Annotated in this window: 18 protein-coding genes; 7 read left to right on the top strand and 11 right to left on the bottom strand. The window is 73.3% G+C overall.

The annotated features are described in order from the left end of the window. Positions 1-26 precede the first annotated feature (26 nt). Positions 27-776 carry a hypothetical protein gene (locus SM611_RS35175; protein WP_371954706.1) on the bottom strand — a complete coding sequence of 250 codons (750 nt, stop codon included), beginning with the start codon at positions 774-776 and terminating at the stop codon, positions 27-29. Positions 777-963: 187 nt separating this feature from the next. Further along, positions 964-2,373: an aldehyde dehydrogenase family protein gene (locus SM611_RS35170; protein WP_371954704.1), complete on the bottom strand. Its 1,410-nt coding sequence runs from the start codon at positions 2,371-2,373 to the stop codon at positions 964-966. Positions 2,374-2,531: 158 nt separating this feature from the next. Here SM611_RS35170 and SM611_RS35165 point away from each other — a divergent pair, with 158 nt between their 5' ends. Beyond that, complete coding sequence (locus SM611_RS35165) at positions 2,532-3,950, top strand: alpha/beta fold hydrolase (RefSeq protein ID WP_371954702.1); 1,419 nt, start codon at positions 2,532-2,534, stop codon at positions 3,948-3,950. Positions 3,951-4,027: 77 nt separating this feature from the next. Here SM611_RS35165 and SM611_RS35160 read toward each other — a convergent pair whose 3' ends face one another. The 3 genes from SM611_RS35160 to SM611_RS35150 all read right to left on the bottom strand — a co-directional run bounded on the left by SM611_RS35160 (position 4,028) and on the right by SM611_RS35150 (position 7,514). Then, positions 4,028-4,621, bottom strand: coding sequence for a hypothetical protein (locus SM611_RS35160; RefSeq protein ID WP_371954701.1), 594 nt, complete (start codon positions 4,619-4,621; stop codon positions 4,028-4,030). A 5-nt stretch (positions 4,622-4,626) separates the two neighbouring features. Then, the gene (locus SM611_RS35155; protein ID WP_371954699.1) at positions 4,627-5,361 is read right to left on the bottom strand and encodes a hypothetical protein; all 735 of its coding nucleotides are present in this window, start codon (positions 5,359-5,361) and stop codon (positions 4,627-4,629) included. Positions 5,362-5,441: 80 nt separating this feature from the next. Next, positions 5,442-7,514 carry a DUF6077 domain-containing protein gene (locus SM611_RS35150; RefSeq protein ID WP_371954697.1) on the bottom strand — a complete coding sequence of 691 codons (2,073 nt, stop codon included), beginning with the start codon at positions 7,512-7,514 and terminating at the stop codon, positions 5,442-5,444. A gap of 308 nt (positions 7,515-7,822) precedes the next feature. On the opposite strand from SM611_RS35150, the gene SM611_RS35145 reads away from it, so the two are divergent. Next, the gene (locus SM611_RS35145; RefSeq protein WP_371954695.1) at positions 7,823-8,320 is read left to right on the top strand and encodes a hypothetical protein; all 498 of its coding nucleotides are present in this window, start codon (positions 7,823-7,825) and stop codon (positions 8,318-8,320) included. A 153-nt stretch (positions 8,321-8,473) separates the two neighbouring features. Here SM611_RS35145 and SM611_RS35140 read toward each other — a convergent pair whose 3' ends face one another. The 5 genes from SM611_RS35140 to aceA all read right to left on the bottom strand — a co-directional run bounded on the left by SM611_RS35140 (position 8,474) and on the right by aceA (position 14,183). After that, positions 8,474-9,466, bottom strand: a complete 993-nt coding sequence (locus SM611_RS35140) for an ABC transporter ATP-binding protein (protein ID WP_371954693.1) — start codon at positions 9,464-9,466, stop codon at positions 8,474-8,476. Beyond that, the gene (locus SM611_RS35135) at positions 9,466-10,251 is read right to left on the bottom strand and encodes an ABC transporter permease (RefSeq protein WP_371954716.1); all 786 of its coding nucleotides are present in this window, start codon (positions 10,249-10,251) and stop codon (positions 9,466-9,468) included. The genes SM611_RS35140 and SM611_RS35135 overlap by 1 nt, the downstream gene beginning before the upstream one ends. 25 nt (positions 10,252-10,276) lie before the next feature. Next, positions 10,277-11,065: an ABC transporter permease gene (locus tag SM611_RS35130; RefSeq protein ID WP_371954691.1), complete on the bottom strand. Its 789-nt coding sequence runs from the start codon at positions 11,063-11,065 to the stop codon at positions 10,277-10,279. Positions 11,066-11,167: 102 nt separating this feature from the next. Then, positions 11,168-12,694, bottom strand: coding sequence for a M1 family metallopeptidase (locus tag SM611_RS35125; protein ID WP_371954689.1), 1,527 nt, complete (start codon positions 12,692-12,694; stop codon positions 11,168-11,170). Between the two features lie 205 nt (positions 12,695-12,899). Beyond that, on the bottom strand, positions 12,900-14,183 hold the full coding sequence (gene aceA, locus SM611_RS35120; protein WP_371954687.1) for an isocitrate lyase: 1,284 nt from the start codon (positions 14,181-14,183) through the stop codon (positions 12,900-12,902). Positions 14,184-14,332: 149 nt separating this feature from the next. On the opposite strand from aceA, the gene SM611_RS35115 reads away from it, so the two are divergent. The 5 genes from SM611_RS35115 to SM611_RS35095 all read left to right on the top strand — a co-directional run bounded on the left by SM611_RS35115 (position 14,333) and on the right by SM611_RS35095 (position 20,543). Beyond that, positions 14,333-15,769 (top strand): helix-turn-helix domain-containing protein, encoded by a 1,437-nt coding sequence (locus SM611_RS35115; RefSeq protein ID WP_371954685.1) that lies wholly within the window; start codon positions 14,333-14,335, stop codon positions 15,767-15,769. Positions 15,770-15,907: 138 nt separating this feature from the next. Then, positions 15,908-16,891, top strand: coding sequence for a glucosyl-3-phosphoglycerate synthase (locus tag SM611_RS35110; RefSeq protein WP_371954683.1), 984 nt, complete (start codon positions 15,908-15,910; stop codon positions 16,889-16,891). Positions 16,892-17,010: 119 nt separating this feature from the next. Then, a complete protein-coding gene (locus SM611_RS35105; RefSeq protein ID WP_371954681.1) occupies positions 17,011-18,240 on the top strand; it encodes an acyl-CoA dehydrogenase family protein in 1,230 nt (409 codons plus the stop codon). Between the two features lie 151 nt (positions 18,241-18,391). Further along, positions 18,392-19,777: a M36 family metallopeptidase gene (locus tag SM611_RS35100; protein WP_371954680.1), complete on the top strand. Its 1,386-nt coding sequence runs from the start codon at positions 18,392-18,394 to the stop codon at positions 19,775-19,777. Between the two features lie 118 nt (positions 19,778-19,895). Beyond that, positions 19,896-20,543, top strand: coding sequence for a TetR family transcriptional regulator (locus SM611_RS35095; RefSeq protein ID WP_371954679.1), 648 nt, complete (start codon positions 19,896-19,898; stop codon positions 20,541-20,543). Positions 20,544-20,623: 80 nt separating this feature from the next. On the opposite strand, the gene mctP is transcribed toward SM611_RS35095, so the two are convergent. Then, positions 20,624-22,234, bottom strand: a complete 1,611-nt coding sequence (mctP, locus tag SM611_RS35090; RefSeq protein WP_371954677.1) for a monocarboxylate uptake permease MctP — start codon at positions 22,232-22,234, stop codon at positions 20,624-20,626.

The following is a 22,234-nucleotide window of genomic DNA, read 5'->3' as shown; positions in this document are numbered from 1 at the left end:
GACAGGACCGGGCCGGCGGGACGGGGCTACTCGTACACCTGCCCGCACACCGCGATCCGGGCCAGATCGGCCCAGGTCATGGTGGTGATCGTGCGGACGTAGGAGCGCGCGGGCGGCTCCCCGGCGCGGGTGGGGAGCGGCACGCGGGCGCCGTCCGCGGCGTCCCAGCCGCCGAGGCTGCCGGCGACCGCGCACTCCAGGTAGGTCGCCGGGTCGAAGTTGTACCAGCGGGCCGGGGTGGCGCGGGCGCCCGAGCCAGGCGGGCGGGGTGCGTCCACGCCGAACCGCGCCTGCGGGCCCGGGGGGCGGGCGATGAAGTCCTCCAGGTCGGCGATCTGGGACAGCAGGACCCGCTCCCAGTCGGCGTACCCGTCCGGCTCGGCGCTGGGGAGCGACAGGTCCTTCACGCTCCACGCCGGGTCGAACCCGGCGGGCGGGGTGGTGGACGCCGCCGCGAACATCGCCGCCACGTCGTCGGGCTCCAGCCGCGTCTGGTCACTCAGCGGAGCGCTGATCTTCCACAGGGCGCGCAGGAACGCCGACAGCGACCAGGACGCCGCCCTGGCCTCCTGACCGAGGTGCAGGAACACCAGGTACAGGTCGCGGTTGGTGCGGACGGCCGGACCGGGCGGGCCCTCCACCCAGTAGTGCTGCTTGTGCGGGACGCCGCTCTCCATGACCATGACCTGCGCCAAGGCCGAGATGCGGGTGTCATGGGCGGCCACATGGAAGGTGTTGCCGAGGTCGTCCTGGCGCATGACGTCCCACGTTTGCATGCGGCTCCTTCACAGGTCGCGGTGCGGTCTCCACGGCCCCCGCTCAAGAAAGTGTCCCATTCCAGGAGCGGACCACCAGTAGTGGCCGTGTCACTTTCCGGACTCGAAGTCGTGACTTTCCGCTCATGCGGACGGAGCCGGGGAGGGGTGCGGGCCCGGCGCCGCCGGGCCCGCACCGGGGAGTCGCTCAGAGCTTGGAGCGGTGGATCACCTGGAGCTCGGTGAACCCGTACAGCCCCCACGGCCCGTTCTCGACGCCGACGCCGCTCCACTTGAACCCGCCGAACGGCTGGTTCGGGGCGAGCGCCAGGTGGGTGTTGACCCAGGCGGTGCCGCACTCCAGCCGCCCGGCGATCTCGGCCGCGCGGTCGGCGTCCGCGCCCCACACCGAGCCGGACAGCCCGAAGTGGGTGCCGTTGGCGCGGGCCAGCGCCTCCTCCAGGTCGGTGTACTTCACGACCGGCAGCGCGGGGCCGAACTGCTCCTCGTCCACGATGCGGGCGCCGTCCTCGATGTCGGCGAGAATGGTGGGCTCGAAGAAGTAGCCGGGCCCGTCGACGGGCCTGCCGCCCGCCGCCGCGCGGGCGCCGCCGGAGATCGCGTCGGCGACCAGCTCCGACACCCGCTCGAACTGCGGCCGGTTGTTGATCGGCCCGTACTGGACGCCCTCCTCCATGCCGTCGCCGACCTTGGCCGCCTTCGCCCGCTCGGCGAGGGCGTCGACCACGTCGCCGTACAGCGCCTCCGGGACGTACACGCGCTTGATCGCCGAGCAGACCTGGCCGTTGTTCTGGAACGCCGCGCCGAACAGCCGGTCGGCGACGGCGGCCGGGTCGGCGTCGTCCAGCAGGATCGCCGGGTCGTTGCCGCCGAGCTCCAGCGTGACGCGCTTCAGGTCGGGGGCCGCCGCGGCGGCGACCCGCTTGCCGGTCGCGACGCTGCCGGTGAAGCTGATCTTGCGGGGGACGTCGTGCGCGGTCATCCAGGCGCCGAGCTCGTCGCCGCCGGTGACGACGTTCAGCACGCCGGGCGGCAGGACGTCCCGCAGCACCTCGCCGAGCTTCAGGCTGGACAGCGGGGTGAACGGCGACGGCTTGAGGACCATCGTGTTGCCCGCGAGCAGCGCCGGCGCGATCTTCCACACGCCGAGCAGCAGCGGGTAGTTCCACGGGGTGATCGCGGCGACCACGCCCATCGGGCGGCGGACGACCTCGACCTGCGCGTTGGCGTCGTCCTGGATGACCTCGCGGGGCAGCTCCAGCTCGGCGAAGTACTTCAGCCAGACGCCGGCGCCGACGACCTCCATGGTCGCGTCGGCGAGCGGCTTGCCCTGCTCCAGCGTCAGGATCCGGCCGATCTCCTCCGACCGGGCGAACATGACGTCGGCCGCCTCGAGCAGCGCCTTGCGGCGCGCGGACTCGTCGCGGCGCCACTCTGCGTAGGCGGCCCGCGCGGCGGCCATCGCCGCGTCGAGCTGCTCCCTGGAGGCGTCCGGTGCCTGCTCGGCCACCTCGCCGGTCGCCGGATTGATCACTCCGAAGGTGCCGGGCGCGGTGACCGCCGCACCGTCGATGGTCATCGAGAAGGTCTCGGACACCGTTGATCCTCCGCTCAGGGGGTTTACCGAACGAGATTCAGTATTCACCCTCGCACCCGTCTTGACGAGGGCTCTCGCCCGGGGCCCCGGGTGCCGCGCCGGTGGCCGGATCCGGCGAGATCCCCGCCCGCGCCCCCGATCGGAGTGATGATCACCACATGCGACCACGTCTCATCCCGGTGTTGGCGCTCACGCTGACCCTCGCCGCGTCCGGCGGGGCGACGGCGGCCGCGGCCCCCGCGGCGCCCCCGTCCCGGCCGTCCGAGCCGCACCTGGCCGACTCCCGTCCGTGCGCGGGCAAGCCCGGTTTCACCTGCTCCTTCCTGACCGTCCCGCTCGACCACCGGCAGCCCGCCAAGGGCGTCCTGAGGCTCCAGGTGGCGACGGCGGACAACGCCGGCGCGCCCAAGGGCGTCCTGCTGTTCCTGACCGGCGGGCCGGGCCAGCCCGGCGTCCCGTACATCGACGGCATCTCCGCGCGGTTGCCGGAGCTGACCGCGAACTACCGCTTCGTCATGATCGACCAGCGCGGCACCGGCGCGGCCGGCGCGATCGACTGCCCGAGGCTGCAGGCGGAGGTGGGGAGCAGCGACATCGAGCCGGCCGCGCCCGAGGCGGTCGACGAGTGCGCCGGCGTCCTCGGCGACCGGCGGCACTACTTCACCACCGAGCAGACCGTCGGCGACCTCGACCTGCTGCGGCGGGCCCTCGGCGTCCGGAAGATGACCGTGGACGGCGTCTCCTACGGCACCATGACCGGTGCGAGCTACGCCGTCCGGTACCCCCAGCACGTCGGCAGGCTCGTGCTCGACTCGGTGCTGCCGCACGTCGACCCGCAGCGCGACGAGATGCTCTACCTCACGGGCCTGCGCGCCACCGCGCGCGTCCTGCGGGACGCCTGCACGGCGGCGCCCGCCTGCGGGTTCGACCCGGCGGCCGACCTGGCCTGGCTGGCCCGGCACCGCCGGGACGCCGTCCTCATCTGGGACATGCTCGTGACCTACGAGTTCCTCGACCCGACCTACCGGGACGACGGCGCGCTGCCGAACGGCTGGGGCGACGCGGTGGCGGCCCTCCACGAGGCCCGCCACGGGGACCCGGCGCGGCTCGACCGGCTGCTCCAGATCCTGAACTCCGGCGGCGACGACGTCACCCAGTACAGCTCCGGCCTGCACATCGCCACCATCTGCGCGGACGGCCACTTCCCCTGGGGGACGTCCGAGACCCCCGTCGCCCGGCGCGCCGCCGCCCTGGAGCGGACGCGCAGGCGACTCCCGGCCCGCGCCACCTGGCCTTTCACCGCCGGCACCGCCGTGGGCAACGCGTTCATCCAGGGGTGCCTGCGCTGGCCCTGGTCGCGGCACACCGCCGAGCCGCGCCGGACGAAGATCTCCGTGCCGGTGCTGCTCCTGAACGGGGACCGCGACCTGTCCACGCCGCTCGAATGGGCGCGGGAGGAGCTCCGCTACGCGCCGCGCGGCAGGCTCGTCGTGGTCAAGGGCGCCTCGCACTCCATCCAGAACCGCGAACGCGGCACGCAGGGGCGCGAGGCCGTCTACCGGTTCCTCAACGGCTGACGCAAGAAGGACGCCCCCGTGATGATGCGGGGGCGTCCATGCCTTCCGAGCGGGGCCCTCTCAGCCGGGCCCGGCCGTCAGGAGGAGTAGATGCGGTCCAGGAGGTCGCGGTAGCCGCGCAGCGCCAGCCGGAGCCGCTCGGTGTCGGCCTGCCCGTCGCCCTCCAGCGCGTCCGACAGGGTCCGCCGCTGCGCGGCGATCGCCTGCCCGAGGGCGTCGACGGCCTCGGAGGCCAGCTCGTCGGCCTTGCGCACCGAGTCGCCGGGGTCGTCGACGAACGCGGACTGCACCTCGCGCCAGCGCTCGCGGAACCGCTCGGTCTCGGCCGGGTCGAACAGCCTCTCCGGGACCGCGGCCAGAGCCGGGGCCCCCTTGGGCGCGGGGGACGGGAATCCGGCGCCGGTCCCGTCCCGGCCGGCGCGCCCGCGCTCCGGGGCCGGCGCGGCCACCGGGCCGGTCGCCGGCATCGGCTCGGTCTTGGGCATCGGGCCGGTCTTGGGCATCGAGTCGGTCTTCGGCGTCGAGTCCGCCGCCGGCATCGGGTCGGGCGCCGTGTCCGGGGCGGGGTCCGGCGCGTCCAGCGCGGGGGGTTTCGGTCCGGGACCGGCGACGTGCGTGTCGCCGCCCCCGCCGGGACCGGGAACCCGCTCGCCGTGTCGCCTGTGCTCCATGGGGGTCAGCTCCTCGGGGTCTCGTCGTCGCGGCGCCCGGCCGCCGGGCCGGTGGCCGTCGCGGCCGGCGGCGCCTCATCGGCGTGCCGCGCCTCACTGGCGTGCCGCGCCTCATCGGCGTGCCGGGTTCCATCGGCGGGCGCGTGCCGGCCGGCGTGGGCCCCGCGGGGGTGCTCGTCCGCGGCGTGGCGGCCGGCCGCCCGCCCGCCGGGCGCGGCCAGCAGCTCCTCGAACAGGGCGCGGTAGTGCACCATGGCCTGCCGCAGGTCCTCGGTGGACGCCTGCTTGGACGCGGCCCGGGCGCTGATGTCGTGGGCGCGCCGGTAGTGCTCCATCGTGCGACCGTGCTCCACCGACAGGTGGGCGACCTTCTCCTCGAACCCGTGGGTCGGGTAGCCGCGCTCGCCCATCACCACCGTGACGAGGCCGTCGGCCTGCTCGACCGCCGCCTCCGGGGTGTCGACGAACCGCTCCTGAACGCGGACCCACTGCTCGTGGTACTGGTCGCGCTTGCGGGGGTCGAGGTCCCGCAGCTCCAGCTCCTCGTGGCGCTGCTCGCGGGAGCGCAGCTCGCGCTCCGCGGCCGCGCGGCCCCCCTCGCTGCGCACGGCCCGGTCGTACTCGGGGCCGAAGCGCTGCCTGAGCCGCCGCGTCCGGGACCTGGTCCGCACCAGGTGCGCGGCCGCGGCGAGGGCGGCGAGGACCACTACTGCGATGACGACCCATATCGCGGTCGACATTGTCTCCTCCAGCGTGCGTCGGATCGAATGAGACGCCGATGCCCGGTCAATGGCGTCTAAAACGAACCACCATGAAATGGTCAGCCGCCGGACCCGGTGCGGGGGGAGCCGGAGCCGCCCCCCGGCGGGACGAGGCAGAGCAGCCGCCCGATCCGCCGGTCGCCGCCGAACCCGGCGTTCCGCAGCAGCGCCAGTCCCCGCTGGTCGCGGTGCCACGCGCACGCCACGTCCACGCCGGTGCGCCGCAGCGCGGCCGTCACGGCGCCCTGCTCCGGCTTGTCGCCGTACAGCCAGCGGACGGCGTCGGTGAGCGCCTGCCGGTCGTCGATCGCCTGCTCGGGGACGGGCAGCAGGTGCAGGTAGTGGCCGTTCGCGTTCACCGCCTGCGTCCGGGCGGTCAGCAGCGGCACGATCCGCATGTAGCCGGTCGGCATCAGGACCAGGGTGTCCGGCCCCGCGAGCCCCACCACGTTCCGGGCCGTCCCGACGGCCTCCGCCGAGACCTTCCACGCCGGGCGGGACGCGACGATCGACCCGTTCTCGTTCGACCACACGGGGGTTCCGCCGGCCACGCACGCCGTGACGAGGGCCGCGGCCGGGACGGCGGCCCCGAGGACGGACAGCGGCCCGGACCGCCGCCGCGCGGGGATCCGCACCGCCGCGAGCAGGCCGATCAGGGCCGGCGCGGGCACGAGCCACATCGTCCGCCAGAGGACGGGGCCGGCGCCCGTCAGGCGCGCGGCCGCCTCCAGGACGCCGGGCAGGAGCAGCACGGTCAGCGACGCGCCCACGCCCGTGGCGAGCAGCGCGGGCACGCCCCGGCGCGCCGTCCAGGGCGCGAGCCACAGCGCGCAGCCCGCGAGCACGCCCAGCGTCGATCGCAGCAGCACCCACCGCCAGCTGCCGGGCGCGTCGTGGATCGTCCCGGCCACGCTCGTGTCGTGGTGGAACAGCATCACCGCCAGACCGCACGCGACCGGGTACGCCATCGCCGCGCACGCGCCCGCGGCGGCCCGGAAGCGTCCCGCGGCGGCGAGCGCGGCGGCCGCGGCGCCCGCCACCAGCGGCACGACGAGCGCGGCGGACGAGGTGAGCCCGGCCGCGGCCACCCCGGCGGCGGCGAGCAGCGCGAGGTCCGCGCGGGTCCGGCGCTCGGCCCACCGGGTCAGGTAGACGAAGAGCAGCGGGACCAGCACCGACACCATCACGGCCTTGCCCTGCCACATGCGCAGGAGGTGGAAGGAGCCGAACGACGCCGCGCTCGTCCCCGTCCACAGCAGGTAGACCGCCGCGACGGCGAAGCAGAGGGTGGCGCGGCGGGGCGCCCAGGCCCGGACGAGCCGCCACAGCGCCCAGACCGCCAGGAAGGTGGCCGCGGGCAGGAGGACGTACCAGACGAACGACGCCGCGGGGACGCCGAGCAGCCGGGCGACGGCTCCGGCGAGGACCTCGATGGAGGACACCGGCGGCTCGCCCGCGATCGGGTCCGCCGCCCCGGGCGTGAAGATGACGTCCCGCATCGGGATCTCCCCGGTCGCGGCCGTGGCCACCGAGCGCGAGACGAAGTAGGCGTCGTCGCCGTCGGAGTTCACGATGAACAGCGAGGCGGTCGCGAATCCGGCGCCGGTGAGCAGCGCCAGCGGCGTTCCCCAGCGGGTCTCGTCCGGGCCGCCGTCCGGCACCCCGGGCGCGGGTCCGGCTCCGCCTCCCGGTGACCGCGCTCCCGCCCGGCGCAGGATCCAGGCGGCGGACGCGGCGGCGCTCACGATCCCCGGCGCCCACGCGGACCACCACGGCAGGCCCGAGCCGTGCAGGCCCGCGCACGTCCCCGCCGTGGCGCCGGCCGCGATCGCGACCGCGGCCAGGGCACGCGGAGCGGGACGCGGCGCCGGCGGGCTCTCCTGCGCCGGGCGCGACCACCGGCCGCGCCTCGCCGCGTACAGCGCCGCCAGCGCGCCCGCGCCCAGCGGCCAGGCCGCCAGCAGCGCGGCGGTGGGCGGCCGGATCAGCAGGCCGATGTGGTAGATCACGGTCCAGACGGCGAACGCCACGACGATCGCGTCGGTGAATCCGTCCGCCAGCCGTGTCGCCCGGGTTCCGTCCCGCCGGTCTCCGCCGTGCGAGACGGTCTCGCGGTCCAGTGTCTGGACCATCCGGTCCCCCTTGTCATCCGCGCGTCCTCCGCGCGTTCTCTGTACGCGTGCGCGCCCGCCGCGGTTGCGCCCTGCCGGCGGGGGACCGGGAGCGGCCGGGCGCGTCGCCCTTAAACGATCTTGCAAGTGTACGACGCGGCACCCGCCCCCGAAGTTCACACGGCTCGCCAGGACGGCTCCATGAAGATCGCTGAACAAGGTCATTAGTGCAGATTTACTGCGCTATACCCGATTCGCATGCTCTGATTGGGGCGCTACCCGGAACCTGCGCGTCCAGTGGCGGGCGCGTTCGAAGGATGTGATGCGCGGTGCGCCATGCGATCGGCTTCGTCCTCGGAGTCCTGCTGACACCGGCGCTGGTGTACGGCGCGGCCTGGGGCTACGCCCAGGCCGGCCAGTCCTTCGACGGCGCGGGTCAGGAGATCACCGACCGCACCCGCATCTACGGCGCGTTCGCCCTGCTCGCCGCGGTCGGGCTGGTGATGGGCGTGGTCATCCTCGCGCGGTGGGCCTCGCCGCTGGTCTCGCTGCTGCCCGCGCTGACGCTGCTCGGCTTCACCGCCTGGTTCCTGGTCGACCCCGGCCGCGTCCTCGACCTGCCCGGAGAGGTGCCGCCGGCCGGCGACATGGACGCCGGGATCCGCATGCTGCTGGGCTCCGGCCTGTACGCGATGATGGGGCTCGCCCTGCTGATGCCGGCGTGGGCGCCGCGCCGCTGGAGCTCCAACCGCGACGACGCCGCCGACATGGACTTCTACTCCGCCATGGAGCGCGACGGCCGGCACGCCGACCGGCGGATGCGCTGACGCGCGGGGCCGGGCGGGCCGGACGGGAACGAGCTGTCGCAGGCCGCGCTGGACGGCGCGGTCCGCGCCGACGACGTCGGCATCTCCCGCGCCACCGCCCGGCGCTACCTGGCCGCGCTCGCCCAGGCGGGCCGGGTCGTGGTGGACGCTCCGCTACGGCGCCACCGGGCGCCCGGAGCACCGGTACGCGTGGTCGCCGCGGTAGAGCCCGGCGAGGACCTCCTCGATCCCCGCCTCCCGCAGCGCGATGTCGCGGACCTCGTGGTCGCGCGCTAGCGCGGCGATGACCGCCGCCGCGTTCGCCGCGCGCGGCAGCCGCAGCCACTGCCGCGGCCCCTCCACCCGCTCGGCCTCGATCCCGTCCACGATGACCGGCGGGCCCGGCCGGGCCAGCTCGACGACCAGCAGCCGGTCGGCGTCCACGGTGCGGCGCAGCGCGTCCAGCCCGCCGTCGTAGGCGAGCCGCCCGCGGTCGATGATCATGACGCGGCGGCAGAGCCGCTCGATGTCGCCGAGGTCGTGCGTGGTCAGCAGGACCGTCGTGCCGCGCTCGGCGTTGACGCGTGCCAGGAAGTCGCGGACGGTCGCCTTGCTGACCACGTCCAGGCCGATCGTCGGCTCGTCCAGGACGAGCAGCTCCGGGTCGTGCAGCAGCGCGGCGGCGAGGTCCCCGCGCATCCGCTGGCCGAGGCTGAGCTGGCGGACCGGGGTGTCCAGGAACGGCTCCAGCTCCAGCAGCGCGGTCAGCTCCGCGAGCCGCGCCCGGTGCGCCGCCGCCTCGACCCGGTAGAGCCGCCGGACGAGCGCGAGGCTGTCGCGCAGCGGCAGGTCCCACCAGAGCGTCGTCCGCTGGCCGAACACCACGCCGATCCGGCGCGCGAGGGACGTGCGCCGCCGCGACGGATCCAGCCCGCAGACCCGCAGCGTGCCGGACGACGCGGTGAGGATCCCGGTCAGCATCTTGATCGTCGTGGACTTCCCGGCCCCGTTCGGCCCGAGGTACCCGACGAACTCGCCCGGCTCGACGGTGAACGACACGCCGTCCACCGCGCGGACGGCCGTCCGGGTCCGCCGCGGGCCGCCCGAGCGCGTCCGGACGGTGAACGACTTGACGACGTCCGCGGCCTCGATCATCGGCACCGGCATCAGCTCCCTGTCGATCGGTAGTGCCGCAGGCCCGTCCGCCACGCGAGCGCGCCCGCCGCGCACACCAGCACGGCGACCGCCGGGGACGCGAACCGCGCGGCCTCCGGAAGCCCGAGCGGGTCGGGACGGTCCAGGACGTACAGCGCGGGCTGCCAGTTGACGAACGCCAGCGGCACGACGAACGTCACCCCGCGCACGAAGTCGCGGGCGAACATGGTCATCGGGTACTGGGTGAGGAACCCGCCGCCGTAGGTCACCGACTTGCTCGCCCCGTGGCTGTCGACCAGCACGAACTGCACCGCGCCCGTCAGCACCCAGAGCCCGCCGAAGATCGCGGTTCCGGCCGCCACCATGACCGGGACCATCGCGGCCCGGCCCGCCGTCCACGCGACGTCCACCCTGGTCAGCGCGTACGCCAGGACGAGCACGGCCGGGACGAGCTTGCCGAACCGGCGGGGCGAGAACTCCTCCGTCGCGATCTGCACGAGCGGGCTCACCGGCCGCACCAGCATCGTGTCCAGCGTCCCCTGCCGCACGTGGTACCCGAGCCGCTCGGTGGTGCCGAGCACGATGTCGGAGATCCCGAACGCCAGCGCGGAGGTCCCGTACAGGAACAGCACCTCGGGCGCGGTGAACCCGGCGATGCGCGGGGCGTGCGCGAACAGCAGCAGGATCGCGGCGACGTCCAGCCCGGTGACGAGCGCCGTCGCCAGGGCCAGCAGCGCCATCGACACCGGGTACTGCGCCGCCGCCCGGATCCACGCCCACGCGAGCACGCCGTACATGCGCGCCGGGCCGGCCGGTACGCGGTCAGCCACCGTGCACCACCAGCCTGCGCCGCGCCGCCCGGGTCAGCAGGGCCCCCGCCCCGAGCAGCAGCGCGGCCCACATCGCCTGGAAGGCCAGCGCGCCGAGGAGCCCGGCGCCGGTGTGCCGGCCGAGGAACACGTCCGCCGGCACCTGGATCTGCGCCGCCCACGGCAGCGCCCGCGCGACGTCGCCGAGCCGCCCGGGGAAGACGACGAGCGGCAGGATCATCCCGGAGAAGAACAGCGACATCACGAGCGTGACGGCGTTCAGGCCGCGGTCGTCGTGCAGCCAGAACATGGCGAGCGCCACCAGGTACCGCAGCCCGAAGCCCACCGTGACCGCGAGGACCCCCGCCACCGCGAACGCCGCGAGGTTCGCCGGGGCGGGCGCGCGGAAGGGGAAGACCAGGGCGCCGGCCAGCAGCGGCGGGCCGGCGCGCAGCAGCAGCGAGCCGGCCGCGCGTCCGAGGTCGTCGGCCAGCCACCAGCCCTGCAGCCCGACCGGGCGGTGCAGGTCGATCGCCACGTCGCCGTTGCGGATGCGCTCGGTGAGCTCCATCCCGCCGAAGACCTGCACCGGCCCGATCAGGGCCTGGGTGATGAAGCAGAAGGTGACGGCGTCGGCGGTGTCGTACCCGCCGAGGGACGGCCGGACGTTCCACAGGGCCACCAGAACGTAGGCGCGCATGAACCCGAACACGGTGTTGGTCAGGGACTCGGTCAGCGAGCCGAGCGGATACGCGGTGTGCCGCCGGAACCCGTACCACCACACCCATGGAAGGACGCCCACTTGCCGAAAGCCTAGGGAGGCGATCGGCTGATCACCACGTATAACGCCACAGAACCGGCCCCGGCGGGGTTGCGCCGGGGCCGGTTCGATGTGTCGCCGCGGTCAGTCCTGCGGGATGCCGGGCTTGATGGGGGAGTAGAGCCAGTCGGTGAAGAACGCGCTCAGGTCCTGGCCGGCGATCCGCTGCGCGAGCGAGGTGAACTGGCCGGTCCGGGCGTTGCCGTACTTGTGGGTGGCGTACCACGTCCGCAGCAGGGTGAGGAACGCCTCGTCGCCCATCCTCTCCCGGAGGAACTGCAGCATCATGCCGCCGCCGTTGTAGACGCGGTCGTTGAACATCGTGTCGCGCTGCGGGTCGGCCGTCAGCACCGACCAGAACGGCCGCCCCTCGCGGTCGGGGAACGGGCGCGCGGCGTACGTCGCGCGCGCCGCGTCGTGGGCGGACCGGCCGCCGTGCAGCTCGGTGTAGTACCAGGCGGACCAGGTGGCGAAGCTCTCGTTCAGCCAGACGTCCTTCCACTGCGCCGGGGAGACCGCGTCGCCGAACCACTGGTGCGCCAGCTCGTGCACGATCGTCCCGGTGCTGCGCACCGCGGAGTAGACCGGCTTGCTCTGCGTCTCCAGCGAGAACCCGAGCGGCTGGCCGTTGAACTGGGCGTCGTCGGCGATCGCGCCCGTGCTGGCGAACGGGTAGCGGCCGAACGTCTCCGACCACAGGTCGGTGACCTCGCTGGTGGTGCCGAAGAAGAAGTCCACCGCGTCCGGCTGGTTCGCCAGGAGCACAGGGTCGACGGCCGTGTAGTTGGGGACGCCGCCGGGGGTGCGGCCCTGCCTCACGTCCCACTCGCCGATGTCGATCGTGGTGAGGTAGCTCGCCATCGGGCTGTCCTCGTGCCACCTGAAGACCTCGGCGCGGGTCTTCTCGTCGCGGCGGCTGAACGACGCGGTGGCCGAGCGGTGGTTCGTGAGGCGCCCGTTGGCGACGGCCGTCAGGCCCTCCGGCACCGTGATGGTGTAGTCGTAGGTCGCCTTGTCGCTCGGGTGGTCGTTCACCGGGAACCAGGTGCTGGCGCCGTTGGGCTCGCCCCCGACGAACGCTCCGTCCGGGGTGTGCAGGAACCCGTACGGGGAGCCGAACACGATGGGCGAGCCGACGATGGTCTGCGGGACGCCGCCGTACCGGACGACGGTGGTGAAGGTCCGCCCCTCGGGCAGGCCGTGCCGCGGCGTGATGATCAGCTCCTGGCCGCTGCGCGTGTAGCGGGCGCTCTGCCGGTCGACCGAGACGCGCTCGACGTCCATGCCGGACAGGTCGAGGTCGAACCGCGACAGGTTCTGGGTGGCCCGCGCGGTGATGGTCACGGTGCCGTCGAGCTGGTCGTGGTCGGGGTCGTAGCTCAGGTCCAGCGAGTAGTGCCGGACGTCGTAGCCGCCGTTGCCCTCCAGCGGGAAGTAGGGGTCGCCGACTCCTTGGGCGCCGGGGGTGAAGCGCCCGTGGCCGTGCCCGTGACCGGGGCCGTCCGCGGATGCGGCGGGGGCGAACGCGACGACGCTCACTGCGGCGACGGCGATCGGGAGCATCCGGCCGGGGATCGCCCGGGACCGGACGGACCGGGGGTGACGCGCCATCAGGGATCCTCTCTGCGAGTGATCAACTAGCGCGCTCACGATGCGCCGATCGGGGGGCTTTGTCGAGGCGTGTAGCCGCATGTGGCCGGGCCGGAACGGACCCCCGGGACACCGGAAGGCCCCCGCGGGTGTAGGAACGCGGGGGCCTTCGGGGCCTAGGGGGATCAGACGGGAAGGTGGGGCCGGCACGGCCGGCCCCTTCGGATCAGTGGAACTGGCCCTCTTCCGTGGAGCCCTTCAGGGCCGTGGTGGACGAGTCGGGCGCGATCGCCGTGCTCACCATGTCGAAGTAGCCGGTGCCGGCCTCGCGCTGGTGCTTGACCGCGGTGAAGCCCTTCTCGGCCGCCGCGAACTCGCGCTCCTGCAGGTCGACGTAGGCGGTCATGCCCTCGCGGGCGTAGCCGTGCGCCAGGTCGAACATGCCGTAGTTGAGCGCGTGGAAGCCGGCCAGGGTGATGAACTGGAACTTGAAGCCCATGTGGCCGAGCTCGCGCTGGAACTTCGCGATGGTCGCGTCGTCCAGGTGCGCCTTCCAGTTGAAGGACGGCGAGCAGTTGTAGGCCAGCATCTGGTCCGGGTACTCGGCCTTGACGGCCTCGGCGAACTTGCGGGCCTGCTCCAGGTCCGGGGTGCCGGTCTCCATCCAGATGAGGTCGGAGTACGGCGCGTAGGCCTTGGCGCGGGCGATGCAGGGCTCGATGCCGTTGCGGACCCGGTAGAAGCCCTCGGCGGTGCGCTCGCCGGTGGTGAACTCGCGGTCGCGCTCGTCCACGTCCGTCGTGATCAGGGTCGCGGCCTCGGCGTCGGTCCGCGCGATGATCAGGGACGGCACGTTGGAGATGTCCGCCGCGAGGCGGGCGGTGTTGAGGGTCTTGATGTGCTGCGAGGTCGGGATGAGGACCTTGCCGCCGAGGTGGCCGCACTTCTTCTCGGAGGCCAGCTGGTCCTCCCAGTGCACGCCCGCGGCGCCCGCGACGATCATGCCCTTCATCAGCTCGAAGGCGTTCAGCACGCCGCCGAAGCCGGCCTCGGCGTCGGCCACGATCGGGGCGAGGAAGTGCGTGTCGCCCTCACCCTCGGCCCACTGGACCTGGTCGGCGCGCAGCAGCGCGTTGTTGATGCGGCGGACGACGGCCGGGACCGAGTTCGCCGGGTAGATGCTCTGGTCCGGGTAGGTCTGGCCCGCCAGGTTGGCGTCCGCCGCGACCTGCCAGCCGGACAGGTAGATGGCCTTGAGGCCGGCCTTCACCTGCTGGACGGCCTGCAGCCCGGTCAGCGCGCCGAGGGAGTGGACGTAGTCCTCCTCGTGCAGCAGGTTCCACAGCCGCTCGGCGCCGAGGCGCGCGAGGGTGTGCTCCTCCTGGACCGAACCGCGGATCCTCACGACGTCCTCGGCCGTGTAGGTCCGCTCGACGCCCTTCCAGCGGGCGTCGCTCTCCCACTGTCGCTGCAGCTCCTCGGCTGCGCCCTTGAGGCGACTATCGCTCATCGTCTAGCCCTTCCGTGTCGTCCCCTGGGTGCTTGCAACGACTATGCCCCGGTCGCAAGCCCTAAATGAACTCATGAGTAACGAAAGAACTGCGAAATTTCCGCTATGATGAAGCGGTGACGACCTTGCGCCAAGAAGAACCCCTCAACTTGACGAGTGACGTAGATCTCGTCACCTTCGGGCAGCGCCTCCGGCACCTGCGCCGCGGCCGGGGCCTGACGCTGTCGGAGCTCGGCGAGCGCGTCGGCCGCGCCCCGTCCCAGCTCTCCCTGCTGGAGAACGGGCGCCGCGAGCCCAAGCTGTCGCTGCTGCAGGCCCTCGCCGCCGCGCTGGAGTGCCCGGTGGAAGAACTGCTGCGCCGCCAGCCGCCGAGCCGCCGCGCCCAGCTGGAGATCCAGCTGGAGGAGGCCCAGCGCGACCCGCTGTACCGGACCCTGGGGCTGTCGCACCTCAAGGTCGGCAAGCGGATGCCGAACGAGGTCATCGAGCACATTCTCGCCCTCTACGGGGAGCTGAAACGCAGCCGCACCAAGCCGACCGCGAGCCCCGAGGAGGCGCGCAAGGCCAACGCCGAGCTGCGCCGCCAGATGCACGAGCGCGGGAACCACTTCGCCGACATCGAGCGCGTCGCGTCCCAGACCCTCGACTCCGTCGGGTACCGGCGCGGGGCGGTGTCCCAGGGCCTGCTGATGACCCTCGTCGGCCACTTCGGGTTCAGCCTGCAGTACGTCCAGGACCTGCCGCGCTCCGTCCGGTCCGTCACCGACCTGCGCAACCGGCGGATCTACCTGGAGCGCGAGCAGCTCGGCATGCACACGCCGCGGACGATCCTGCTGCAGACCCTCGGGCACATCGCGCTCGACCACGACCAGCCGCGCGACTTCGCCGACTTCCTCCGCCAGCGTGTCGAGGCCAACTACTTCGGGGCGGCGATCCTGATGCCGGAGCGCAGCGTCGTCCCGTTCCTGCAGGAGGCCAAGGTGGCGCGCGAGCTGTCGGTCGAGGACCTCGCGGACGTCTTCTCCGTCTCCTACGAGATGGCCGCGCACCGCTTCACCAACATGGCGACCCACCATCTCGGCCTGCAGCTGCACTTCACCAAGAACGACGAGAACGGCACCATCTACAAGGCGTACGCCAACGACGGCCTGGCCTTCCCCCAGGACGAGGACGGCGCCATCGAGGGCCAGCGGATGTGCCGCGAGTGGGCCGGGCGGCACGTGTTCGGCGCCGCGGACCGCTTCTCCGTCTACTACCAGTACACCGACACCCCCAAGGGGACGTACTGGTGCCTGTCGCACATCGACCCGAGCCACGAGCGCGACTTCGCGATCACGCTCGGGGTCCGGTTCGAGGACTCGCGCTGGTTCCGCGGCCGGGAGACGACCCGGCGGGTCAAGTCGGCCTGCCCGGACGGCGACTGCTGCCAGCGCCCCCCGAAGGAGCTGTCGGACCGGTGGGAGGGCATGGCCTGGCCGTCGGCGCGCGCGCACTCGCACGTCCTGTCCGTCCTGCCGCCCGGAGCGTTCCCCGGCGTGGACGACGCCGACGTCTACGAGTTCCTGGACCGGCACGCCGCCGAATGACCGGTGTGTTGCGGCCGCGTCAACTCTTCGGGTCGGTTCGCGCTCTCCCGTCCCACAGGTGAATGATCTGGGAGGATCTGGCGTTCCCTGTACATGAGGGACGTCCGGTGCGGACGGCCCAGAGGGGAGGGAGAGCGCGTGCTGCCCGAGGTCGCGTCGTGGTCGAACCGCCGGACGAGCCTGGCGAAGGACTGGCCGCCGCGGCTCCTGCTCGCCGCCAAGGGCGACACCAGGATCAGCGTCGTGCTGCCCGCGCGGGACGAGGAGGCCACGGTCGGCGCGATCGTCGCGGCCATCCGGACCGACCTGGTCGAGCGGATCCCGCTCGTGGACGAGATCGTCGTGGTCGACTCCCGCTCCACCGACCGGACCGCCGCCGTCGCCGCCGCCGCGGGCGCCGAGGTGGTCGCGCAGGACGCCGTCCTGCCCGGGCACGGCCGCATGTCCGGCAAGGGCGAGGCCCTGTGGAAGTCGCTGTACGCGACGTCCGGCGACCTGCTCGTGTTCGTGGACGCCGACCTGCGCGAGTTCGCCTCGTCCTACGTCACCGGGCTGCTCGGCCCGCTGCTGACCGACCCGTCCGTCGGCTATGTCAAGGGCTGCTACGACCGCCCGCTGCTGGACGGCGGGCACCGCGTCGAGGGCGGCGGCGGCCGGGTGACCGAGCTGGTCGCGCGCCCGCTGATCAACATGCACTGGCCGCTGCTCGCCGGCGTCATGCAGCCGCTCGGCGGCGAGTACGCGGGCCGGCGCGCGCTGCTGGAGCGGCTGCCGTTCGTCACCGGCTACGGCGTGGAGCTCGGCCTGCTGCTGGACGTCTACCAGGACGCCGGGCTGGACGCGATCGCACAGGTGGACCTCGGCCGGCGGGTGCACGCGCACCAGTCCACCGAGGCGCTCGGCGCGATGTCCGGGCAGATCATGCTGACCGCCTGGTCCCGGCTGGAGCGGCACGGCCGGATGGTGCCGCTGGAGGCGCCGTCGACCGCGCTCACCAGGTTCCGGCGCACGGCCGACGGGCATGACGCCCGGACGACCGACGTCGCCGTGGGGGAGCGCCCGCCGATGATCGAGGTGCCCGGCTACGCCGCCGCCCGCTCGTTCTCGCCCGGCCGCAGGTAGCGGCCCCGGCCGCGGCGCGAACCGGTGCCCGTTGTGAGCGCGCCCACGGTGTTACCCCCGGTAACCCCGATTGGTGCTACCGTTGGTAACAGCGATATTGGAGAAAGGGTTGAATAATCATGACGAGCGCGGATCAGGCGCCGTTCTCGCTGGAGCCCAGTGAGGACGTTCGCGAGGTCAGGGACTGGGTGCACGAGTTCGCCAAGGACGTCATCCGCCCGGCTGCCGAGGAGTGGGACGAACGCGAGGAGACCCCCTGGCCGCTGATCCAGGAGGCGTCCAAGGTCGGCATCTACTCGCTCGACTTCTTCGCCACCCAGTGGCTGGAGCCGACCGGCCTCGGCATCCCGGTGGCGTTCGAGGAGCTGTTCTGGGGCGACGCGGGCATCGCGCTGGCCATCGTGGGGACCGGCCTCGCCGCCGCGTCCGTCGCCGCAGTCGGCACCCCCGAGCAGACCGCCGAGTGGGTGCCGCAGATGTTCGGCAGCGCCGACGACATCAAGCTCGGCGCCTTCTGCGCCTCCGAGCCCGACGCGGGCAGCGACGTCGGCTCGATCCGCACCCGCGCCGTGTTCGACGAGGCCAAGGACGAGTGGGTGCTGAACGGCACCAAGACCTGGGCGACCAACGGCGGCATCGCCGACGTCCACGTGGTCGTGGCGTCGGTCCACCCCGAGCTCGGCAGCCGCGGCCAGGCCAGCTTCATCGTCCCGCCGAACACCCCGGGCCTGAAGCAGGGGCAGAAGTTCAAGAAGCACGGCATCCGCGCCTCCCACACCGCCGAGGTGATCCTCGACAACGTGCGCGTTCCGTCCCACCTGATCGTCGGCGGCAAGGAGAAGTTCGACGAGCGCATCGCGCGCACCCGCGAGGGCAAGAGCTCCAAGGGCCAGGCCGCGCTGAAGACGTTCGAGACGACCCGCCCGTCCGTCGGCGCGATGGCGCTCGGCGTCGGCCGCGCCGCCTACGACTACGCGCTGGAGTACGCGCGCGAGCGCGAGCAGTTCGGCCGCAAGATCGGCGACTTCCAGGCCGTCGCCTTCAAGCTCGCCGACATGAAGACCCGCCTGGACGCCGCCCGCCTCATGGTGTGGCGCGCCGCCTGGATGGCGCGCACCGGCAAGGACTTCGAGAACGCCGAGGGTTCGATGGCCAAGCTGATGGCCAGCGAGATGGCGGTCTACGTCACCGAGGAGGCCATCCAGATCCTCGGCGGCAACGGCTACACCCGCGAGTACCCAGTCGAGCGCATGCACCGCGACTCCAAGATCTTCACCATCTTCGAGGGCACCTCGGAGATCCAGCGCCTCGTCATCGGCCGCACCGTCACGGGCCTGCCCGTCCGCTGACGCTCCCGCCCGCCGCGGTCCGCGTCCCGGCCGCCCGCTCCGGCGGCCGGGCGCGGGCCGGGAGGCGGGGCGTGGCCGACGGCGGCCACCCGCCGCCGGGGCCCGGAGGCGCCGCCGGGGAACCGGTTCCGGGCCGCGGGGCACGCGGCCCATGGATGAGCGCTCCGACCTGTTCGCGATGGAGTACCTCGACGAGTACGGGTTCCGCGCGCCCGGCCGGACGCCGTACGTCACCGGCGCCTACGTCACCGGCGAGCCGCGGTCCGGGATCCGCAACTACGACATGAGCCGCAGCCCGCTCAACTACGGCGACCTCGGCTACGACCTGGTCGGCACGCAGGTCCACGCCGACGGCGAGATCTGGACCGCCACCCAGTTCGACGTGCGGCGGGCGTTCGTCGAGCGGTACGGCGCGGGCGGCGCCTCCCTCCGGCGCGCGTGCGCCGAGGGCCGGGTGCCCGTCGCCCGGTGCCCGGGCGGCCGGCGGTGGGCGCAGCTGTCGTACGACGCGCTGCTGCTCATGGCGAGCGGGGCGGTGAGCTACGTCGACCACCGCGACGCGCTGCTCGCCGCCGACGCCATCCGCTTCGGCGGCAGGGACCACGCCATGATGTGGAAGGCCTTCGCCCGGCACGGGCTGGGGGAGGGCGCGGCGAGCGACGGCCCCGGCGACGCCGACGCGAGGCCGGGCTTCGGCTCCCCGATGTCGCCCGACGCCCACGTGACGCTCACGCCGGCCGGGGACGCCAAGGGCGGCAAGGTCCGGCTCTACGTCGGCGACTACGAGGCGCGGGCCGTCCCCGTCGCCGACACCGACCCGGCGACCCCGCTCGGCGCGGCCTTCGCCATCACGCCCGGCCGCTACTCCTTCGTCGCCGTCGGCGAGGGCTTCGGGCACAAGCGGTTCACCGCCGTGATCGGCTTGTCCCGGCGGACGCTGCCCGTGCCGATGGCGCGCAACGAGGCCGCGGCCGCCAACGGCGCCACCGCGGCCGGCGACGGCGCGTCCGGTCCGGCGCTGCTGGACGAGACCGAGGCGACCGACTGGCAGTCGGTCCAGGCCCCGGTCGCGGGGCGCCAGGTGACCGTCGACCTCGCCGGCGACCGCCCGGTCAGGATCGGCCGGGTGCAGGTGAGCGCGATGCTGCGGCCGTCGGCGGCCGGCGACCCGGAGGGGCCGAACTCGGCGCAGAACCGGTTCACGGCGCTGCGCGCCTTCCGGCTGCTGGCCTGCGACGCCACCCGCGCCGACTGCTCGCGGGACGCCGGGTACCGGGCCGTCTACACCAGCCCGGACGACGCCTTCCCGGCGGACCGCCCGCGGCCGACGGCGCCCGACATCACCCTGCGCTCGTTCGACGTGCGGGACACGGCGGCGACGCACCTGCGGCTGCAGGTGGTCTCCAGCCAGTGCACCGGCGCGCCGGCCTACGCGGGTGAGCAGGACGCGGACCCGCGCTCCGCGACCGACTGCGGCACCGCGAGCCCGCTGGCGGGCGTCGTCCGCGCGGCGGAGCTCCAGGCCTTCGCCCGGTAGCGGTGCGGAGGAGCCGTGGGGGCGGCTGGGCCGCCCCCGCACACGGCGGGCCTGCGCGGATCTCCGTGCAGGCCAGCCGGTGTTGTCACCGGGTAACACCCTGGGTAGCGTGCTCTCCATGACGACTGCGGCCGGCAAGCCCGGTGCACGGCGCGACCCCGGCCGCCGGCGTGCCCTGCTGGAGGCCGCCGACCGGGTGATCCAGCGGGAGGGGCCGGAGGCGTCCATGGCGGCGATCGCCGCCGAGGCGGGGATCAGCAAGCCGATCCTCTACCGGCACTTCGGCGACAAGAGCGGCCTCTACCAGGCGCTGGCCGAGCGGCACACGCGCAAGCTGATCGAGGGCATCCGGGACGAGTTCTCCCGCGGCGACCCGGTTCGCGACCGGGCCCGCTCCACCATCGACACCTACCTGGCGACGATCTCCAAGAACCTCAACCTGTACCGGTTCCTGATGCACCGGGCGAGCGCCGAGGACACGGCCACGCACAGCGCGATGAGCACGATGATCCGGGACGTGAGCCGGGAGCTGGCCGAGGTGATGATCGCCGAGGGGGAGATGGCGGACCGCACCCGCGCCTACGTGTGGGGGCACGCGATCGTCGGCATGGTGCAGACCGCCGGCGACTGGTGGCTCGACCACGCCGAGGAGGTGCCCCGCGAGGCGGTCGTGGACGGCCTCGTCGACCTCGTCCTCGGCGGGCTCCCGGCCGCCGCGTCCGGCGCCTTCGACCAGGGGACGCCGGACGGCCCGCCCGTCCGCTGAGGAACCGGCGCGAGGCAACGGCCCGCGGCGGACGCCCGGGGAGCGCCGCCGCGGGCCGCGGGGGCCGTTCGCGGACCGGATCAGGTGGTGCCGCTGAGGTCCAGCTCCTTGACCTTCGGGTCCCCCTGGTCGGCGAAGTAGTCGTCGGCGCGGGTCGCGTCCGCGCCGTCGGCCAGCTTGGCCGCCCTGCAGACGACCGTGCCGACGACCGCGACCACCACGTTGACGGTGAGCGCCAGCACCCCGGCGTAGATCGTCAGCTTCGTGTCGAAGCCGAGGTCGCTCAGCGGGTACGCCGAGCCGCCGAAGTGCTCCTTGCCCTTGGCCGGGTTCGGGATCTGGTACACCATCCACAGGCCGGCGATCATGCCGCCGGCCCAGCCCGCGATGAGGGCGCCGCGGTGGAACCACCGCGTCATCAGGCCGAGCCCCACCGACGGGAGCGTCTGCAGGATGATGACGCCGCCGATGAGCTGCAGGTCGATGGAGAACTGCGGGTCCAGCGCCAGGATGCACGCCACCGCGCCGGCCTTGACGATCAGCGAGACCAGCTTGCTGACCGTGGCCTCCTGCCGCTCGGTGGCGTCCCGCCTGATGTACTCCTTGTAGATGTTGCGGGTGAACAGGTTCGCCGCCGCGATCGACATGATCGCCGCCGGGACGAGGGCGCCGATGCCGATGGCGGCGAACGCGACGCCCGCGAACCAGTCCGGGAACATGTGGTCGAACAGGACGGGGACGGCGGTGTTGCCGTCCGGCTTGCCGTCGGTGCTGATCGGCTTCACGCCCGCCGCGATCGCCATGTAGCCGAGCAGCGCGATCAGGCCGAGCACGAAGCTGTAGGCGGGCAGCGCCGCCATGTTCCGCTTGATCACGTTGCGGTTCTTGCTGGCCAGCACGCCGGTGACGCTGTGCGGGTAGAGGAACAGCGCCATCGCCGAGCCGAGCGCGAGCATCGCGTAGTTCAGCTGGCCGCTGCCGGCGATGGTGATGCCGTCGCCGGGCGCCGGCGTCGCGTCGAACTTGGCCTTCGCCGAGTCGAAGATGTCGCCCCAGCCGCCGAGCTTGGACGGGATGTACAGCACCGCGACGATGATGACCAGGTAGATCAGCACGTCCTTGACGAAGGCGATCAGCGCCGGCGCCCGCAGCCCGGACTGGTAGGTGTAGGCCGCGAGGATCACGAACGCGATGATGAGCGGCCAGTGGCCGTTCACGCCCATCGCCTTCAGCACGGCCTCGATGCCGACGAGCTGCAGCGCGATGTAGGGCATCGTGGCGACGATGCCGGTGATCGCCACCAGCAGCGCCAGCGTCGGCGACCCGAACCGCGCGCGGACGAAGTCGGCCGGGGTCACGAAGCCGTGCACGTGCGACACCGACCAGAGCCGGATGAGGAACAGGAACACCAGCGGGTACACGATGATCGTGTACGGGACGGCGAAGAAGCCCGCGGCGCCCGCGCCGAACACCAGCGCCGGGACGGCGACGAAGGTGTAGGCGGTGTAGAGGTCGCCGCCGATCAGGAACCAGGTGACCCAGCTGCCGAAGCTGCGGCCGCCGAGCCCCCACTCGTCCAGGCTGTGCATGGTGTCGGGCCGCCGCCACCGGGCGGCGACGAAGCCCATCCCGCTGACCAGCAGGAAGAGCAGCGAGAAGATGACGATCTCGGTGATGTGGTCGCTCGCCAC

The sequence above is a fragment of the Actinomadura monticuli genome, assembly GCF_041463655.1.
Taxonomy (GTDB): Bacteria; Actinomycetota; Actinomycetes; order Streptosporangiales; family Streptosporangiaceae; genus Spirillospora; species Spirillospora monticuli.
The sequence above is the reverse complement of the archived record's forward strand: the minus strand, read 5'-3'. Positions and strand labels throughout refer to the sequence as shown.

Excerpts from the sequence above, each read along its gene's own strand:
- SM611_RS35175 (WP_371954706.1), bottom strand. The coding sequence starts at position 776 with ATGCAAACGTGGGACGTCATGCGCCAGGACGACCTCGGCAACACCTTC.
- SM611_RS35165 (WP_371954702.1), top strand. The coding sequence starts at position 2,532 with ATGCGACCACGTCTCATCCCGGTGTTGGCGCTCACGCTGACCCTCGCC.
- SM611_RS35160 (WP_371954701.1), bottom strand. The coding sequence starts at position 4,621 with ATGGAGCACAGGCGACACGGCGAGCGGGTTCCCGGTCCCGGCGGGGGC.
- SM611_RS35155 (WP_371954699.1), bottom strand. The coding sequence starts at position 5,361 with ATGTCGACCGCGATATGGGTCGTCATCGCAGTAGTGGTCCTCGCCGCC.
- SM611_RS35150 (WP_371954697.1), bottom strand. The coding sequence starts at position 7,514 with ATGGTCCAGACACTGGACCGCGAGACCGTCTCGCACGGCGGAGACCGG.
- SM611_RS35140 (WP_371954693.1), bottom strand. The coding sequence starts at position 9,466 with ATGCCGGTGCCGATGATCGAGGCCGCGGACGTCGTCAAGTCGTTCACC.
- SM611_RS35135 (WP_371954716.1), bottom strand. The coding sequence starts at position 10,251 with ATGTACGGCGTGCTCGCGTGGGCGTGGATCCGGGCGGCGGCGCAGTAC.
- SM611_RS35125 (WP_371954689.1), bottom strand. The coding sequence starts at position 12,694 with ATGGCGCGTCACCCCCGGTCCGTCCGGTCCCGGGCGATCCCCGGCCGG.
- aceA (WP_371954687.1), bottom strand. The coding sequence starts at position 14,183 with ATGAGCGATAGTCGCCTCAAGGGCGCAGCCGAGGAGCTGCAGCGACAG.
- SM611_RS35105 (WP_371954681.1), top strand. The coding sequence starts at position 17,011 with ATGACGAGCGCGGATCAGGCGCCGTTCTCGCTGGAGCCCAGTGAGGAC.
- SM611_RS35100 (WP_371954680.1), top strand. The coding sequence starts at position 18,392 with ATGGATGAGCGCTCCGACCTGTTCGCGATGGAGTACCTCGACGAGTAC.
- SM611_RS35095 (WP_371954679.1), top strand. The coding sequence starts at position 19,896 with ATGACGACTGCGGCCGGCAAGCCCGGTGCACGGCGCGACCCCGGCCGC.